12 protein-coding genes are annotated in these 14,942 nt (G+C 72.7%); 4 read left to right on the forward strand and 8 right to left on the reverse strand.

The window, feature by feature from the left end:
- The first annotated feature begins 43 nt into the window (after positions 1–43).
- On the forward strand, positions 44–430 hold the full coding sequence (locus tag OG254_RS46450) for a PPOX class F420-dependent oxidoreductase (RefSeq protein ID WP_147998365.1): 387 nt from the start codon (positions 44–46) through the stop codon (positions 428–430).
- Between the two features lie 28 nt (positions 431–458).
- On the opposite strand, the gene OG254_RS46455 is transcribed toward OG254_RS46450, so the two are convergent.
- Positions 459–3,233 carry a hypothetical protein gene (locus OG254_RS46455; protein WP_405593853.1) on the reverse strand — a complete coding sequence of 925 codons (2,775 nt, stop codon included), beginning with the start codon at positions 3,231–3,233 and terminating at the stop codon, positions 459–461.
- A 169-nt stretch (positions 3,234–3,402) separates the two neighbouring features.
- Between OG254_RS46455 and OG254_RS46460 the strand changes: the two genes are divergently transcribed.
- Positions 3,403–4,797 (forward strand): Gfo/Idh/MocA family protein, encoded by a 1,395-nt coding sequence (locus OG254_RS46460; RefSeq protein ID WP_405593855.1) that lies wholly within the window; start codon positions 3,403–3,405, stop codon positions 4,795–4,797.
- On the opposite strand, the gene OG254_RS46465 is transcribed toward OG254_RS46460, so the two are convergent.
- Both OG254_RS46465 and OG254_RS46470 read right to left on the reverse strand, forming a co-directional pair.
- On the reverse strand, positions 4,779–5,192 hold the full coding sequence (locus OG254_RS46465) for a Zn-ribbon domain-containing OB-fold protein (protein WP_147998362.1): 414 nt from the start codon (positions 5,190–5,192) through the stop codon (positions 4,779–4,781). The two genes, OG254_RS46460 and OG254_RS46465, sit on opposite strands and share 19 nt — an antisense overlap.
- Before the next feature lie 167 nt (positions 5,193–5,359).
- A complete protein-coding gene (locus OG254_RS46470; protein WP_351200573.1) occupies positions 5,360–6,034 on the reverse strand; it encodes a TetR family transcriptional regulator in 675 nt (224 codons plus the stop codon).
- Positions 6,035–6,212: 178 nt separating this feature from the next.
- Between OG254_RS46470 and OG254_RS46475 the strand changes: the two genes are divergently transcribed.
- Both OG254_RS46475 and OG254_RS46480 read left to right on the forward strand, forming a co-directional pair.
- Positions 6,213–7,046, forward strand: a complete 834-nt coding sequence (locus tag OG254_RS46475; RefSeq protein WP_405593858.1) for a hypothetical protein — start codon at positions 6,213–6,215, stop codon at positions 7,044–7,046.
- 109 nt (positions 7,047–7,155) lie between these two features.
- Entirely contained in the window at positions 7,156–7,938 is a 783-nt protein-coding gene (locus tag OG254_RS46480) for a cellulose binding domain-containing protein (RefSeq protein WP_405593860.1), read from the forward strand.
- Between the two features lie 29 nt (positions 7,939–7,967).
- On the opposite strand, the gene OG254_RS46485 is transcribed toward OG254_RS46480, so the two are convergent.
- The 5 genes from OG254_RS46485 to OG254_RS46505 all read right to left on the reverse strand — a co-directional run bounded on the left by OG254_RS46485 (position 7,968) and on the right by OG254_RS46505 (position 14,661).
- A complete protein-coding gene (locus tag OG254_RS46485; RefSeq protein WP_147995396.1) occupies positions 7,968–8,342 on the reverse strand; it encodes a hypothetical protein in 375 nt (124 codons plus the stop codon).
- A gap of 392 nt (positions 8,343–8,734) precedes the next feature.
- Positions 8,735–9,658, reverse strand: coding sequence for a MurR/RpiR family transcriptional regulator (locus OG254_RS46490; RefSeq protein ID WP_351200561.1), 924 nt, complete (start codon positions 9,656–9,658; stop codon positions 8,735–8,737).
- A gap of 80 nt (positions 9,659–9,738) precedes the next feature.
- Positions 9,739–11,403 (reverse strand): ArnT family glycosyltransferase, encoded by a 1,665-nt coding sequence (locus OG254_RS46495; protein WP_405595602.1) that lies wholly within the window; start codon positions 11,401–11,403, stop codon positions 9,739–9,741.
- A 93-nt stretch (positions 11,404–11,496) separates the two neighbouring features.
- Positions 11,497–13,419 (reverse strand): phosphatase PAP2 family protein, encoded by a 1,923-nt coding sequence (locus OG254_RS46500; protein WP_405593863.1) that lies wholly within the window; start codon positions 13,417–13,419, stop codon positions 11,497–11,499.
- 333 nt (positions 13,420–13,752) lie between these two features.
- Positions 13,753–14,661: an N-acetylglucosamine kinase gene (locus tag OG254_RS46505; protein ID WP_405593865.1), complete on the reverse strand. Its 909-nt coding sequence runs from the start codon at positions 14,659–14,661 to the stop codon at positions 13,753–13,755.
- Positions 14,662–14,942 lie beyond the last annotated feature (281 nt).

The raw sequence follows: 14,942 nt of genomic DNA on the forward strand, positions 1-14,942 counted from the left end.
GGGCGAGGTTTGGTGTCCCACACCGCGGCCTACACTTCCCGCCATGGACGACACGTCGCTGGACCAGCTCGGCGCAGGCAAGTACCTGCTCGTCACCAGTTACCGCAAGAACGGCACGGGCGTCCCCACCCCGGTCTGGGTGGTCCGGGACGGGGACGCGCTGGGCGTGTGGACGGTCGCCGACTCCTGGAAGGTCAAGCGCATCCGGGCCCGCGGCGACGTCCTCGTCGGTCCTTGTGACCTGCGCGGCAATCCGACGGGGGACCAGGTCCCGGCGACCGCCGAGATCTGCGACGAGGCGACCAGCGCCCGCTACCGCGGGCTCATCGCCCGCAAGTACGGGATCACCGGCCGCCTCACGCTGTTCGGCAGCCGACTGCGCCGCGGAGCGAACGGCACAGTCGGCGTACGGATCACACTGACGCCCTGACCGAGGTCACGGGCGTCAGTGCGAGGGGTCACGAGGCGTCGAGCACCGTGCCCGTGATCACCGGGGCCCCGGGCTGCGGCTCACCGGAGTCGTCGATCGCCTGGAAGCGCACCGACTCGGCCGGCTCGGCCACCTGGTCCTTGACCGTCGGCACCCGGATCTCCGCGGTCGTCCGCCCGGGCTCGAAGTCCACCCACAGGTAGATGCCGTTCTTGGACAACGGCCGTTCCGGATCCGGGGACGCGCCGCTCATCTCCTCGTACCAGCGGGGGTCGACGTCCTTCGTCGACAGTTCCCGGCCGTCGGTGACCGGCAGCAGGGCGTACGAGGCACTCACGTTCGCGTCGGCCACCGCGGACAGCGACACCCGCCACTTCAGCGGCTTCCCCTCGGTGACACGGTCGGCGACCGGTGTCAGGGAGAGTGTCGGCATCGGGTCGTCGTTCTGGGCGGTCACCCCGCCCAGGTGGGCGCCGACCACCGCGGTGCGGACCGCCTTCACGAACACGTCCCGGCCGGTGTCATAGCCGTAGCGCGTGTTGCCCTCGACCTTCACCGATACGTCGATGGTGTTCGTGCCGGGCCGGACCGTCACCAGCCGGTTGGTGACGGTGTTCGTGGCCGGGTCCGTGGCGAACACCCGTACCTGCCCGCTGCCCTGCCCGGAGACGTTGACCGGCACGCGGTAGGTCCGTACGCCCGAATCCCCTTCCTTGACGGTCAGTCGGCCGATGTCGACGCGGGGCAGCGGGGCCTCCCGTACCTCGGGCGTGCCCGGCTGCCAGGCCCAGGCGTCCATGAGCCAGGCCCGCCCCGAGCGGGTGCGCGGGGTCAGCTCCAGGGACTTGACGTGCCGCAGGTCCAGCGCGGCCGCGTCGTCCGCCCCGATCGGCACGCGTACCTCGCGCGCCCAGTACGAGGCGGTCCGGTCCGAGCCCGGCAGACCGTCGACCTTGACGCGGCCGAGGGTGCGGTGCCGTCCGGCGGTGTCGGTGACGGAGACGTCCAGCTGCGTTCCGCTGGTGTTCGGCGGGACGATGACGCGCAGCGCCAGCGCCTTCGAACCGGAGAGGGACAGCGGCCGGTCGGGGCTGATCCGCGCGGCGGACCCGGCCGCGGACCAGCGCAGCGCGACCGCGCGGCGGCCGGGCTCACGGTCGGTCTCCCACTGCGCGAAGTGCGGTGAGGCACCCGCTGTCTCCGCCGACAGACAGGCCTTGGCCGCGGAGGGGTCCACCGCCGAGCACAGCTTGGCTCCGTTCACGGTGACCTTGCCGTCCGGCAGGAAGCCGGCGCCGCGGCGCGCGCCCACCGCGTGGGTGAGGACGGTCGCCGGATCGGCCGAGGGCGCGCGGCGGGCCGAGCCGTCGAGCAGCGGACGCACGCGGTCGTCCTTGGCGACGAACAGCCGTGCCGCCGCCGCGATGTAGGTCGCGCCGGCCTTGTGCTGCTGGTCGGCGGTCAGCCGGGTCCTGGTGCCGGGCGAGCAGACCGGGTCGCGCCGCTCCTCGTCGTTCCAGAAGTCGTCGTCGGCGGGCGCCTCGGCCTGCCCCGGCGTCCACTCGCTGTTGAAGAAGTTGTGGTTGGCGCCCACCACGTACACCGCGCTGTGCAGGGCGGCACCGCGGCTGACCTGGCGGGTGCCGTCGACGTACACCTCGCCCTGGAGGTCGGAGACGTCGCCGTCACAGCCCGGCAGGATCGTCATCGACGGCACGTCCGCGACCGGGTTCTGGCCGAAGATCGTCGGGCCGATGAGCACGGTGCCGCGGATGCGCCAGCGCACCGGGCCGGGAGCGCCGTCCTGCGCCGGCGGCGGCGCGTAAAGGCTGTCCATCGCCGCCCGGTTGACGCCCTCGCCGCCGCGCGAGTGCCCCACGAGCAGCACCTTGGACAGATCGGCCCGGGGCCCCTGCCGTACGGCCGCCGGGGCCGTGTCCGGGTGGGCGGACCAGTCGGCCCAGCGGGCCAGATGCCGGCGCACCAGCGACGAGCGGGCCTGCGCGCCGCCGTCCTCGGCCTGCCAGTCCTGGCCGTTGATGCCGTTGGCGGAGATCGACACCGTCACATAGCCCTGGGAGGCCAGCAGGCGCTGGTCGCGCAGATAGCCGCGGTGGCTCGGCACCGGCTTGGCTCCGGCGGCGCAGGGCCAGTCGCCGGTGATGTCGCCCTGCGGGGTGTAGCAGGTGGAGTGGCGCCCGTGCAGGAACAGGGCGAGCGGACGGCGGCCCTCGGCACCCTTGGGCGTCACGACCACGGCCCGCATCTCCACCGGCTCGGGGAATCCGGGCAGCCGCACCGGGTCGAGGTCGTACTCGCCCGTGACGGTCCGGTACGTGCCCGGCCTGCCGGGGTCGACCGCGTTAGCCGGCGGCCGGGGCGGGACGGTCACGCCCGCGCGCGGGCCGGAGGAAGAGCCGGGGGCGGCGTCGGGCGCGTCCAACCGGCGTCCCGCGGCCCGCACTTGCAGGTCCTGCACGGAGTCCAGCCGGACCCCGTCGAGGCCGAGGCGGAACGTCCGCCCGTCCTTGGCCGGCGCCGGATGGCCGAGCAGCCGGTCACCGGCGTAGAACTCGACTCGGGCGTCCCCCATGGGCACCCGTGCGTCCGACCGCCAGACCAGTTTGCGCGCCGATCCCTCACCGGTGACGCTCCAGTCCGGCGGCAGCCCCTCGCCGCTGTCGGCCGACTCCGCGGGCGGTCTTGTCCCGGTCGCCGGTTGAGCCTGGGCCCATCCTGGCGACGACCCCACGATCGCGAGCACCGCCGCGGCGGTGACCCATATTCGCCGGGCACGATTCACGTGCCCCTCCTTCCGTTCGCTCCGGGACGGACGGTCCCGGGCTCTCACTTCGGGAGGACGGAAGGAGTTGGTCGTGCGTTGCCTGTGAAGAGAGAGAAAGGCGACCGGCGACCGGCCCACCGGCACGCGGACAGGACTGGGCGGGCGCCCGACGGGAAAGGCCACCCCAATGAGCCCAACTCCCCGACGCCGCACCGCCGTTGTCGGCACCGGCCACCGCGCCCAGACCTTCACCCGGGCCCTGGCGGCACGTCCCCGCCATCTCCTTGCCGCCCTGTGCGACCCGAGCCCCACCCGCATGGCCTTCCACAACCGGCTGCTGGCCGACGCGGGCGAGCCCACCGCCACCCAGTGGGAACCCGACCGCTTCGCCGACATGCTCGCCAAGGAGGACATCGACGAGGTGGTCGTCACCACCGTCGACGCCGAGCACGACCGCTACATCGTCCCCGCCCTCAAGGCGGGCTGCCGCGTGGTCACCGAGAAACCGATGACCGTCGACGCGGACCGCTGCGCCCGCATCCTCGACACCGTCCGGGAAACCGGCAACTCCCTCACCGTCGCCTTCAACTACCGCTTCAACCCCGTGCACGAGAAGGTCCGCGAGCTGCTCGCCGAGGGTGCGATCGGCGAGATCCTCTCCGTCCACTTCGAGTGGCTGCTCGACGTACGCCACGGCGCTGACTACTTCCGCCGCTGGCACCGGGAGAAGGACCGCAGCGGCGGCCTGATGGTGCACAAGTCCGGTCACCACTTCGACCTGGTCAACTGGTGGCTGGCGGACGAACCCAGGGACGTCTTCGGCTACGGTCGGCTCGGCTTCTACGGCCCTGCGGCGGGCGAACGGCACGGGCTGCGCCGGGACTACGACCGCGCCCACGGCGCCGACCAGGCAGCCGACGATCCCTTCGCCCTGGACCTGGCGGCCAACGACACCCTGCGCGCGCTCTACCTCGACGCCGAGCGCGACGACGGGTACGTACGCGACCGCAACGTCTTCGGCGGGCCCGTCACCATCGAGGACGACATGGCCGTCCTGGTGCGCTACGCCGGGGGCGCCACGATGACGTACCACCTCACCGCGTACTCCCCGTGGGAGGGCTACCGCGTGATGTTCAACGGCAGCGCCGGCCGGCTGGAACTGGAGGTGGAGGAGAGCCGCTGGCAGCCGCCCACGGCCCGGATCGGCTCCGACAGCGGCGCGCTGCACGGCGACACGGCCGCCGAGCACGCGGGCGGGGCACGGCTCACGCTGCGTCCGCTGTGGCGGGCCCCGGTGGACATCCCCCTCGTGACCGCCCACGAGGCGCACGGCGGGGGAGACCCACGGATGCTCGACGCCCTGTTCGGCCCCGTCGATCCCGGGGGGTCGGCGCACGCGCGTAGGGTGCCGGGCGCGGTGGCGCATCCCACGGCCACCGAACGTGACGGCGCGCTGGCCCTGGCCGTCGGGCTCGCCGCGAACCAGTGCTTCGAGACGGGACAGCCCGTCGCCGTACGGGAGTTGGTGCCCGGACTCCGGGTGGACTCAGACGGGCAGCGGGATCAGGTCCAGGCCCGGTAGGGCTCGTCGACCAGCTGGAACACCGGCTCGCCGCGGACCGGGTCCTTCGCCGTGGACAGCCGGACCCGGTCCCCGCTGTGAATGCCGATGACCGGGCCCATGACCCGGCCGCGCACGACGAACCCCTCGGCCATCTCGATGAGCGACACATTGCGGGCGGCGGGGGTGTTGCGATGGACCACCGTGGAGTGCCGGACCGTCCCCACGCCCTCGCTGCGCTCCGTGCGCAGCTCGCTGCCCTGGCAGACCGGGCACAGCAGGCGGTGGTACATGGAGGTGCCGCACCAGGTACAGCGCTGGAAGACGATGGTCTCCGTGTCGGGCGCCGCACGGTCGAGTACACCCGCCGCGAAGCCGACGGTCTGACTGGCAACGCTTCCTGAGTGGTGGTACACGCTGGTCAACTCCCTGCGCTCGGCCGGAATCCCACGTGCGCGGGTCGCCCGTGCACGCACGTGCCCGGTTCACCGTGCCACCGTGCACGCCTGCAGCGTATGGCACTCAGTGCCACACGTAAAGGCACTCCGTTCCCCTAATCTGGCGAGGTGCGACCGGGTGCCGATCAGCCGCGTTCGAGCGTGGCCTCGATCTCCTGGACCACCCGCCACAGCGGGGCGCCGCGCCGGGACACGACCACCACCACGTCCTCCGGCGTCTCGGCACGGAAGGGCGGCGGGGGAGGGGCCGCGCCGAAGGCGGACTGCACATATCCGAGGGCGTGGTCCACCGCGGCGCCCGAGTCGTCCTGGCCGTCCGAGCGCAGCCAGGAGCGCAGCGCGTTGTTGTGCGCCGCGACCACGGCGGCGGCGATCACGTCGGCCTGCAGCGTGCCGTCGCGCCGGCCCGCGAAGCGCTCGCGCAGATACTCGGCCAGGGCCCGCTCGTAGCGCCAGACGACCGACAGCTCGTACGCGCGCAGCCCGGGCACCTGCTTGGTGAGCCGGTAGCGCTGCACCGAGAAGGTCGGGTTCTCCGCGTACATGCGCAGCACCAGCCGGGCCGCGTCGCACACCCGGCGCACCGGCTCGTGTTCCGCGCCGCTCGCGGCGAGGAACGCCGTCATGTCGGCCAGGCAGCGCTCGTGGTCCGGGAAGACCACGTCCTCCTTGGACGGAAAGTAGCGGAAGAAGGACCGCCGTCCGACGCCGGCCAGCGCCACGATGTCGTCGACGGTGGTCTGCTCGTAGCCCCGCTCCAGGAACAGCCGGAAGGCCGCCGCGACCAGGGCGTCCCGCATGGGGGGCTTCGTGCTGCTGGAGCTCATGGACGGAACGTAGCACCCGGAACTGCATCAATGGCACTCAGTGCAGTCACGGGAGGGAACTGAGTGCTTCAGTCCTCCGGCCGGTCCGACGTTTGTTCGGCGGCCCTCCGTCTGCCTACGATCGCCTGCCGCCGCAGCCGAGGAGCCCCGCATGCCGCCCGCCCGCCCCCGCCTTCTGTACGTCACCGACCTGGCCTACCCGGCCCGCGGGCGCCGCTACTGCGACGAGGACATCTTCCTCACCTCCCGCCTGCGCGACGACTTCGACCTCGCCCTGTGCCACCCCCGGGACGCGGCCGCCCTCATGGGCGCCTTCGACGCGGTGGTCGTCCGCAACAGCGGTCCCGTCCTGACCTACCAGGACGCGTACGACGCCTTCCGCCGGCGCGCGAGCGCCGACGGGACGCGGGTCTACAACCCGCTCTCCGGCAAGGCGGACATGGCCGGCAAGCAGTACCTGCTCGACCTGACCACCGCCGGGTACCCGGTCATCCCCACCGTCGACCGCGCCGAGGACCTGCACCGGCTGCCCGAGGCCGACCGCTATGTCGTCAAGCCCAAGCTCGGCGCCGACTCGATGGGGCTGCGGATCGTGCCGGCGCAGGAGGTGCGCGAGTCGGCCGCCGGGGACGTCCTCGTCCAGCCCTGCGTCGACTTCGCCTACGAGGTCTCCTTCTACTTCGTCGACCACGACTTCCAGTACGCCCTGTACGCGCCCCACACCGACCGGCGCTGGCAGCTGGAGCCGTACGAACCCACCGACGGCGACCTGGAGTTCGCCCGGCGCTTCATCGAGTGGAACGGGCTCGGCCACGGCATTCAGCGGGTGGACGCCTGCCGTGGGCCGGGCGGGGAGCTCCTGCTGGTCGAGTTGGAGGACCTCAACCCCTACCTGTCCCTCGACGCCCTGGACGACGCACGCCGGGACGCCTTCGTCGCGGCGATGAAGACGTCCCTGCACCGCTTCCTCACCGCGCCCGCCTGACCGCGGCCACGCGCTCACCGCTGCGGGCTGAACCGGCGGGACGCGGGCCCCGTATCAATCCCCGGGGATTGGCGGAGCCCCGTGCAGACGGGGACGGAAGGAGAGCGGTGTGTCCACACGGCCCGACCCCGCGGAGCCGGACGAGAGCTCGGTCCTGGAACCGATACGCGTCCTGCGCCCACGCCGCACCGACGCCCTCGCGGAACTGTTCCGGGAGTGGGAGGAGGACCAGGCCGGCTACGAGACCGTGGCCGTGCCCGCGTCCCTGCCCGGCGCCGAGGACGCGACACAGGAACTGCCCGCCGTCGCCGGGGACATCGGGAGCGCACGGCGCCGCGGCGCTCGCTCCCGTCCGGCCGCGTCGGGCCCCGGATTTCGCCGCACCGCCATCGCGGTCGCCGTGACGGCGGCGGCGGTCGTCGGCTTCGGCGGCGCTCTCCTGCTCCCGGCCATGAAGAACGACACGCAGGCCCGCGATCCGGCTCCGGACACCACCGCGACGGCCGAGCCGGCGCCGTCCGACCCCACCGCGTCAGGCGCACCCGGCGCCGGTGAGCCGGGTGCAACTCCCGCCTGCAAGGCGTCCTTCCGCACCGTCAACAGCTGGCAGGGCGGCTTCCAGGGCGAGGTGACGGTGACCAACGCGCCCGCGTCCGCGGCCTCCGGCTGGACCACGACGCTCGTACCGCCCGACGGCGCGCGCGTCACCCAGGTCTGGGACGGCACCCTCGCCACGGGCCCCCACGGCAGGACGACGGTCTCCAACGCGTCATGGAACGGCTCCCTGGCACCCGGCGCGAGCGTCACCTTCGGGTTCCTCGCCGCGACCTCGGGCTCGGCCGGACAGCCGTCGGCGACGGTCACCTGTGCGGCGAGCGCCGACGCCTCCTGACGGCGAGGTGAGCGGGTGCGGGCGACGGATCAGCGCCCGTGGTCGACCAGCGCCTGGGACACCGCGCGCACGCTGCGGGCGATGTGCTGCAACTGCATGACCTCCGCCGCATACAGCTTGATGGTGTGCTCGATGACCGACTCGGGCATCCCCAGCGCCGGCAGGTCGGCCCGTGCGGTCTGCAGTGCCGTGCGCGCGACACGGATCTCGTTCTGGACCTGGATCTGCGCGTGCCGGGCGAGCAGGACGGGGTGACGGATCAGCGCCGGGTAGCTGGCGTAGCGGGCCGGGACCAGCTCGCGGAGCCACTTGGCGGCGGAGCGTTCCCAGTCGTAGGAACCGGGGTTCTTGACCTGGCACGGCCAGTCAGGGGTGATGCGCGTGGTCGTCAGTGGCATGGTCATCGCTTCCGGGTGTGCGGTGTCGTCCGGGGTATCCGACGGGTCGGCGCGGCCCCGGTCTAGGGGATGACCGGGGCCGCCGCCACGGGCGCTCGCGCAGGCGAGGCCCGACCGAACAGCCCGAACGCCGACGCGGGTAGGAGACGGCGGCCACGGCTGTTCGCTTTGGAGCCCGGAAGGCAGACGGCTGTCGCACGACGGATGGGGTGACGTGCGCATGAGCGGACCGGCTGCTTTCGGCGGGCGGATGGTGCGGTGTGCAGTATTTATATATGCCGTCTGGTTTGCAAGACGTATGAAAACATTCATGCGTGATTTGATGCGGATGATTCCCCTGTGAACCGGTATCCACCGGAGTGAGTGGGGGTGCCCGTGCGGACGGGCCATGCGAAGGGTCAGTCGCGCAGGAAGAACTGGTGCTGGTCGGAGATGTGCTCGTAGTCCTCGAGCCGCGCCTGCGTCCGCTCCGGGTCGGCGTCGGTCATGGCCTGCAGCAGCGCGGCGGCCATCACGCCCGGCGCGGCGTAGGAGTCGAAGACCAGCCGCGATCCGGTTCCGGTGGCGAACACGACGTCGGCCGTGTCGGCGATCGGCCCGAGTGCCAGGTCGGTGATCAGGGCGACCTTCAGCCCCGCGCTGCGCGCGACCCGCACCGCGGTGAGCGTCTCCTGTGCGTGCCGCGGCATGGAGAACGCCAGCACCCAGGTGCCGCCCGCCTCGCGCGACTGGAGCAGCGCGTCGTAGGCGACGCTTCCGCCCCGCGTCACCAGGCGGACGTCGGGGTGGATACGGCGTGCGGCGTAGGCGAAATACTCGGCGAGGGAAGCCGAGATGCGCAGCCCGAGGAGGGTCAGCGGGGTCGACTCCGACAGCTTGCGGCCGATGTCGATCACCTGGTCGGGGTCGGCGAAGTCGCGCCGCAGGTTCTCCAGGTTCTCGATCTCGGCGTCCACGGCCGACTGGAGTTCGTTGGCGCCGTTCTCCTCGGCCGCCACCGGGCCGCCGGCGAGGGCCCCCAGGGCGATCGACTGGAGCTTCTCCCGTAGCGCCGGGTAACCACTGAAACCCACCGCGCCCGCGAACCGGGTCACGGACGGCTGGCTGACACCGACCCGCTCGGCGAGATCGGTGATCGAAAGGAACGCGGCCTCGGTGATGTGCTCGATCAGGTACTGGGCGATGCGCCGCTGCCCGGGGGAGAGCCGAGGCTGGTCGAAGAGCGCCCTGAGCTGGGACGTCGGGGACACCCCGGCCTCCGGGACCGACTTTCCAGAGGTGATGGCGGATGCCTGTGCGCGTGCCTGCTGGGGCGATGGCACCGGTGCGCCTCTTTTGTCTCCCACAGTGCCTCAACATAGCTCACACACCGTGTCGATCCGGGCTGCTCATGCGCCCGTACTCAGCGGCGATAGATCGTGATCGAATGACCGACCGTGTCGATCGGCCGACTGCCGTCGATCAGTTCGGCCAGCCGCCCGGTCGCCTTGGCCACCGACGAGTCCGACACCACCAGCAGTCCGCGCACCTCACGGGCGGGCACCTTGCGGGGATCGGCGGCGCGGATGCCGTAGTACGACGGCACCCCGCTGCCCTTGTACACCAGCCAGATCCGCTCGCCCCGGTACCGCTCCCGCAGCCGGTCGGCCAGCCGGCCCAGGTCCTGGCCCCAGTCGACGTTCGAGTCGTGCAGCCGCAGATGGGTCTTCGCCGGACCGCCGAACGCCTCGTTGGAGTACGGCAGATAGTAGGGGAACGTCCGCAGCGAGCTGACCGCGACGAACAGCACCAACGTGCCGACCGCGACCGGCATCCACCGCCGTCGCACCGCGAGCACACAACCCGCCGCCACCGCCAGGAACATCGGCACGAAGACGGCGTACCGCGTGCCGAAGTCCCGCGACCCGAGCATGGCCGCGCCGAGCAGCACGGCGGTCGGCGCCAGCAGATACGGCGCCACCGGCCGCAGCCGTCGTACGGCCACCAGGGTGACGGCGCCGGCCGCCCACAGGGCGAGCATGCCCAGCGGCGTCTTCACCAGCAGCGCGGCCGGCAGGTAGTACCAGAGCGAGCCCGTGTAGAGCCTGCCGAAGAGGAAGCCCTGCCACGGGTAGTCCTCGAAGTCGAACTGCACGCGCATGCCGTCCCGGTACGCCTCCGGGAACGGCAACAGGTCCACGACCAGCCCCCGCAGGCCCCGCACCGCGGGCACGGGCTGCTCCGGCGCCCAGCGCAGCCGCGGATCGACCACCAGATACGACGCCCATACGACCGCGATCGCGACCAGCGCCAGGACACCGGCGCCCACGGCAGCCCGCCCGAGCGTCCGTCGGCGGGACTGCGAAGGCGTCCGCGCGCACCACACCGACAGCGCCGCGAGCGCCATCAGCACCGGGACCGCCGCGAGCATGCTCATCTTCGTCGCCAGGGCCGCCCCGAGCGCCACTCCGGCAAGCGGCACATGGAGCCGGGGCCGGCGCCGGGCCCGCCACAGCAGCCAGACCGACGTCAGCACGAACCCGGCCGCCGGCACGTCCAGCGTGGCGAGCGAGCCGTGAGCGATGAGGTCGGGGGAGAAGGCGTACAGGCCGAGCGCCGTCAAACCGCCCGCCGCACCGGCGAGTTCACGGGCGAAGGCGAACACGACCAGCCCGAACGCGAGCGTCAGGGCGATCACCGGCAGCCTGGCGAACAGCATCAGACGCCACGGGTCGTTCCCGGACTCGTACAGCAGATGCCGCCCCAGCCGGCCCTGATCGCCGGTGAAGGAGGGATCGACCCGCGGATCGGCGAGCGCCACCCCGACGCCGATGACCAGCTTGCCGAGCGGCGGATGCTCCGGGTTGTGGACCACGCGGTGCTCGTGCAGATACTCGGCCGCCGTGCCCACGTACACGGGCTCGTCGATCGTCGGCGTCTGCCGCACGGCCGTCGTCACCATCGCGACGGCCATCTGGCCCAGCAGCAGGACCACGAGGAGCGGGACGAGCAGGCGCCTGACGGGCCGCGCGTCGGAGGGCGTCTCCGGGACGGTGGCCGGGGCGGTTTGCTGTTCGAGCGCCATCATCCGCTCCGCGGCACCGTCGACCCCGCGGTGGCGGAAGCTGATTCGGAGGCGGCTCATGGGCCTACTCTGCATCAGCTCCCGCCGGGGACGCCGTCACCGCCTCTGGAGTCGTACCGACAGACCTTCCGTCGTGTAGACGGGTACGGCTCGCAGCGTGTCCGAGTTCAGCTCCACCCGGTCGAACCGGCCGCGCAGGCGCTGCGCCTCGATGACGGCCAGCGTGGTCCCCGCGGCCGGCGGGCGCTCGGCGTCCAGGCGCAGCGACAGCACACCGCCCCGGCTCAGCACGACGCGGCCGGACACCTCCAGCGCCGGACCGTGGTTCTTGCGCAGCAGCAGCTCCAGGCGCGTGTCACCCTCCTGGACGTACGAACCGCGCACCCGCAGTACCTTGTCGGCGCGCAGCGTGCCGCCCGTCACCCGCACGTCGCCCTGCCCGAGCGCATGGGCGGACCCGGCGACCAGCACGCCGGCCTCGACGACCGTGCCGCCGTGGTACCGGTTGTGCCCCGTCAGGGTGAGCGTGCCGGTGCCGCGCTTGGTCAGACCGCCCTCGCCGCGGATGTCACCCCGCCAGCTGTCCGCCGCGCCGAAGCCGCCGGCCGCCGCGTCGAGCGTGACGGTCACGTCGGAGTCGAAGGCACCGTAACCGTCCGCCGCGGTGAACAGGTCGAGCCGTCCCCACTGCTCGAAGCCGTCCAGCAGGACGTACCCGGCGGGCAGCGCGGTCGTGCGCAGCACCTCACGGCGCTGGGCCGCGGTCAGATACGGCTGGCGCGTCTCCAGCAGCACCTCGGCGCCCTTCGGCACGGTCAGCGGCACGTCGCGGCCCTGCCGGGTCAGGACGTACGTCAGCTTGGGCCCGACCGTACGGGCGTTGGCCTCCCGGTCGGCGTACGGGTCGGTGTCGGTGCCGGCGGAGTGGGCGTAGGAGTACAGCGTGTCGGCCGTGGTGCCGGTGCGCTCCTCGAAGTACGCCAGGGCCTGGGCGCGGGCGGCCGCCTTCAGTTCGGCGTTGGCCGGGTCGGTGAGGGCGGCGGCGGCCAGGGCCGTGGCCATCACGCGGCCACCGAGGACGTCGACCGGGGAGTGCATGCCCGCCACGATGCGGGTGTGGCTGAGCTCGAAGGCCCGGGTCACCAGCTCCTGGAAGCGCTCGGGCACGGCGTAGGCGTACGCCAGGGCCGCCAGGTGCAGGGCGTTGGTGTGCCCGCTGGGGAAGCCGCCGTCCTCGGCCGGGGTCTCGCCGCGCTGGCGCAGCAGCTGCGGGGCGACGACCACCTCGGACTCGTAGACGGGGAAGCCGAAGGCGTCCTTCCTGCCGGTGTCGACGACCTCGCTGTCCTCGTTCATCCGCCACGGACGCGGGTACTGGAAGGCGAACTTGGCCGGGTTGCCGGAGGCGAACGGGCCGCGCACGGTGTCGACCAGCCTGGCCACCTTGCCGAGGTCCGAGTCGTAGGACCCCGCGCCGATCGCGGAACCTGCCGGGGCGTCGGCGGGCAGCGCGTCGCTGATCTTCCCGGCGGGGGTGCCGTCGGGAGCGCTGGTGATCGACGTGACCGCCTTGGCGCCCGACCTGTACAGCCCGGCCAGCGGACCGAGCCCGGCGATCACCGAGTAGCTCTGGTGCTGGCGGTCGATGATGAACGATTCCTTCGCCTGGGCGTCCGTGCGCGCGGCGGTGATCCGGGCGCAGTAGCGCATGTTGGCCCGCAGCACCTCGGGCCTGAGCGGCGCGCCCGTGTTCCAGGCGCCGCCGGTCTTCCACACCTGCGCGAAGCCGCCGAGGATCCGGACCACCGCGTTGGTCTCGGGCGTCTGGTTCGCGACGACGTTGGTCTTGTAGTCGTCGACGAACGCGGCCGCCCGCACGGCGGTCTTGGCGTCCGCTGTGGGAAGCCAGCCGGCGAAGGCGGGCACGGCCACCAGCGCCGCACCGCCTCCGACGGAGGTCAGCAGAAAGCGCCTTCTGCTCAGGGAAGGGGTGGCGGGGCCCCCGGAGGGTGACGGCATGAGTGCCTCTCTCGGATTCTTCGGCCGTACGGCCGCGAAGAGATCGAAACGATCGGCTCGACCGGCAGGCACGCAACAGACACGCGTGCGGCGCACGAGGCGCCGGGGATCGAGTCCTACGAGCGAAGATCTACGGGCGAGTTGTGTCGGACTCGGGATGGCCCGGCGTCCGGCGGATGTCACACGAGTGAACGCGCGAGTGCTATGGCGCCCTGGGCCGGGGGCACTTCCAGTGCCTGTGGCCGGGCCGGGTGCGCTGTCTGCGAGCGCGGTGGTGAGGGCGTCGTAGGGGGCGGCCTGGTCGGGGGCGCGGTGGCCGGCGTCCGGCGGATGTCACACGAGTGAACGCGCGAGTGCCACGGCGCCCTCGACCGGCGGCACTTCCAGCGGCCGAGGCCGGGCCCCCGGCACGCAGTCGCAGAGCGCGGCGGCGAAGGACTCGTACAGCACGGGCTGGGCGAGAATCGTGCTGCCGGCGACCACCACGTCGTCCACGGGCACTCCGCGCGCGGCGAGTCGCTCGACCAGCGCGGCCAGCGACCGGCCGCCCTCGTCGATCACCGCCCGGGCGAGCGGCGAACCGGCTTCGGCGGCGGCGAACACCACCGGCGCGTGCCGGCCCCAGTCCGCCGAGGGGTTCCTGGCGCTCTCCAACGCCGCGCCGAGCGCGGGCACTTCGGCGATCCCGAGTGCGTCGACGAGCCCGCGCGCCAGTGCGTCGGGCTCGTCACCGAGATCGTGCGCCGCCCACACGGCCCGTGCGGCCTCGCGGACGAGACCGGCCGAGCCGCCCTCGTCGCCGAGGACCGCGCCCCAGCCGCCGACCTGGACCGGACTGCCGTCGGCGAGCCGGCCGACCGCGACGGAACCGGTGCCGGCGACCAGGCCGACGCCCTTGTCCAACCCGGCGGCGGGGACGATCAGTTCGGCGTCGCCGACCACCGACGCGGGCGCGTCGAAGTGGAGTTGGAGCGCGGTGCGCAGCTGGGCGCACTGGCGGGGCGTCTCACAGGCGTGCCCGCCCACCGCGAGGGCGGACGGACGCACCCCCCTCGGCAGGCAGTCGGCGACCAGTGAGGCCAGCCATCCTGCGGCGGCCACCGGGTCGTGCGGCCGCCAGCCGCTGCTCGTGCGGACGTGATCGGCGACCAGGGCGTCCCCCGCGTGGGCGCGAAGGTGCGTCTTGGTGCCGCCCACGTCGATGCCGACCACGAGGGGGGACGAGTGGGGGGTGTCCTGCACGGATCCTCTTTCGTCGGTACGCCGAGACTGCGACGGCGGGCGAACCGTGCGGGGCGCTTCGCGGGATGTGCCGCGATGTGCCGCGATGTGCCGTTGGTCATCCGCGAGTCCGTTGTGGCTGGTCGCTCCCCCAAGCTCTCGGCTCGCTCGAGCAGGGGGGACCCCCATCGCGGCGGAGCCGCATATCGATACAGCCCCGCGCCCCTTTGGGCGCGAGGCCGACGTCGTCGGGAAGCCCCGGGACGGGCTTCGGGATGGGTGCGGTAGGCGAGCACCGCCTT

The organism is Streptomyces sp. NBC_01092 (genome assembly GCF_045039535.1).
Lineage (GTDB): Bacteria > Actinomycetota > Actinomycetes > Streptomycetales > Streptomycetaceae > Streptomyces.

Coding starts and splice junctions, on each gene's coding strand:
- OG254_RS46450 (WP_147998365.1), top strand. CDS start 44: ATGGACGACACGTCGCTGGACCAGCTCGGCGCAGGCAAGTACCTGCTC.
- OG254_RS46460 (WP_405593855.1), top strand. CDS start 3,403: ATGAGCCCAACTCCCCGACGCCGCACCGCCGTTGTCGGCACCGGCCAC.
- OG254_RS46470 (WP_351200573.1), bottom strand. CDS start 6,034: ATGCGGGACGCCCTGGTCGCGGCGGCCTTCCGGCTGTTCCTGGAGCGG.
- OG254_RS46475 (WP_405593858.1), top strand. CDS start 6,213: ATGCCGCCCGCCCGCCCCCGCCTTCTGTACGTCACCGACCTGGCCTAC.
- OG254_RS46485 (WP_147995396.1), bottom strand. CDS start 8,342: ATGACCATGCCACTGACGACCACGCGCATCACCCCTGACTGGCCGTGC.
- OG254_RS46495 (WP_405595602.1), bottom strand. CDS start 11,403: ATGATGGCGCTCGAACAGCAAACCGCCCCGGCCACCGTCCCGGAGACG.
- OG254_RS46500 (WP_405593863.1), bottom strand. CDS start 13,419: ATGCCGTCACCCTCCGGGGGCCCCGCCACCCCTTCCCTGAGCAGAAGG.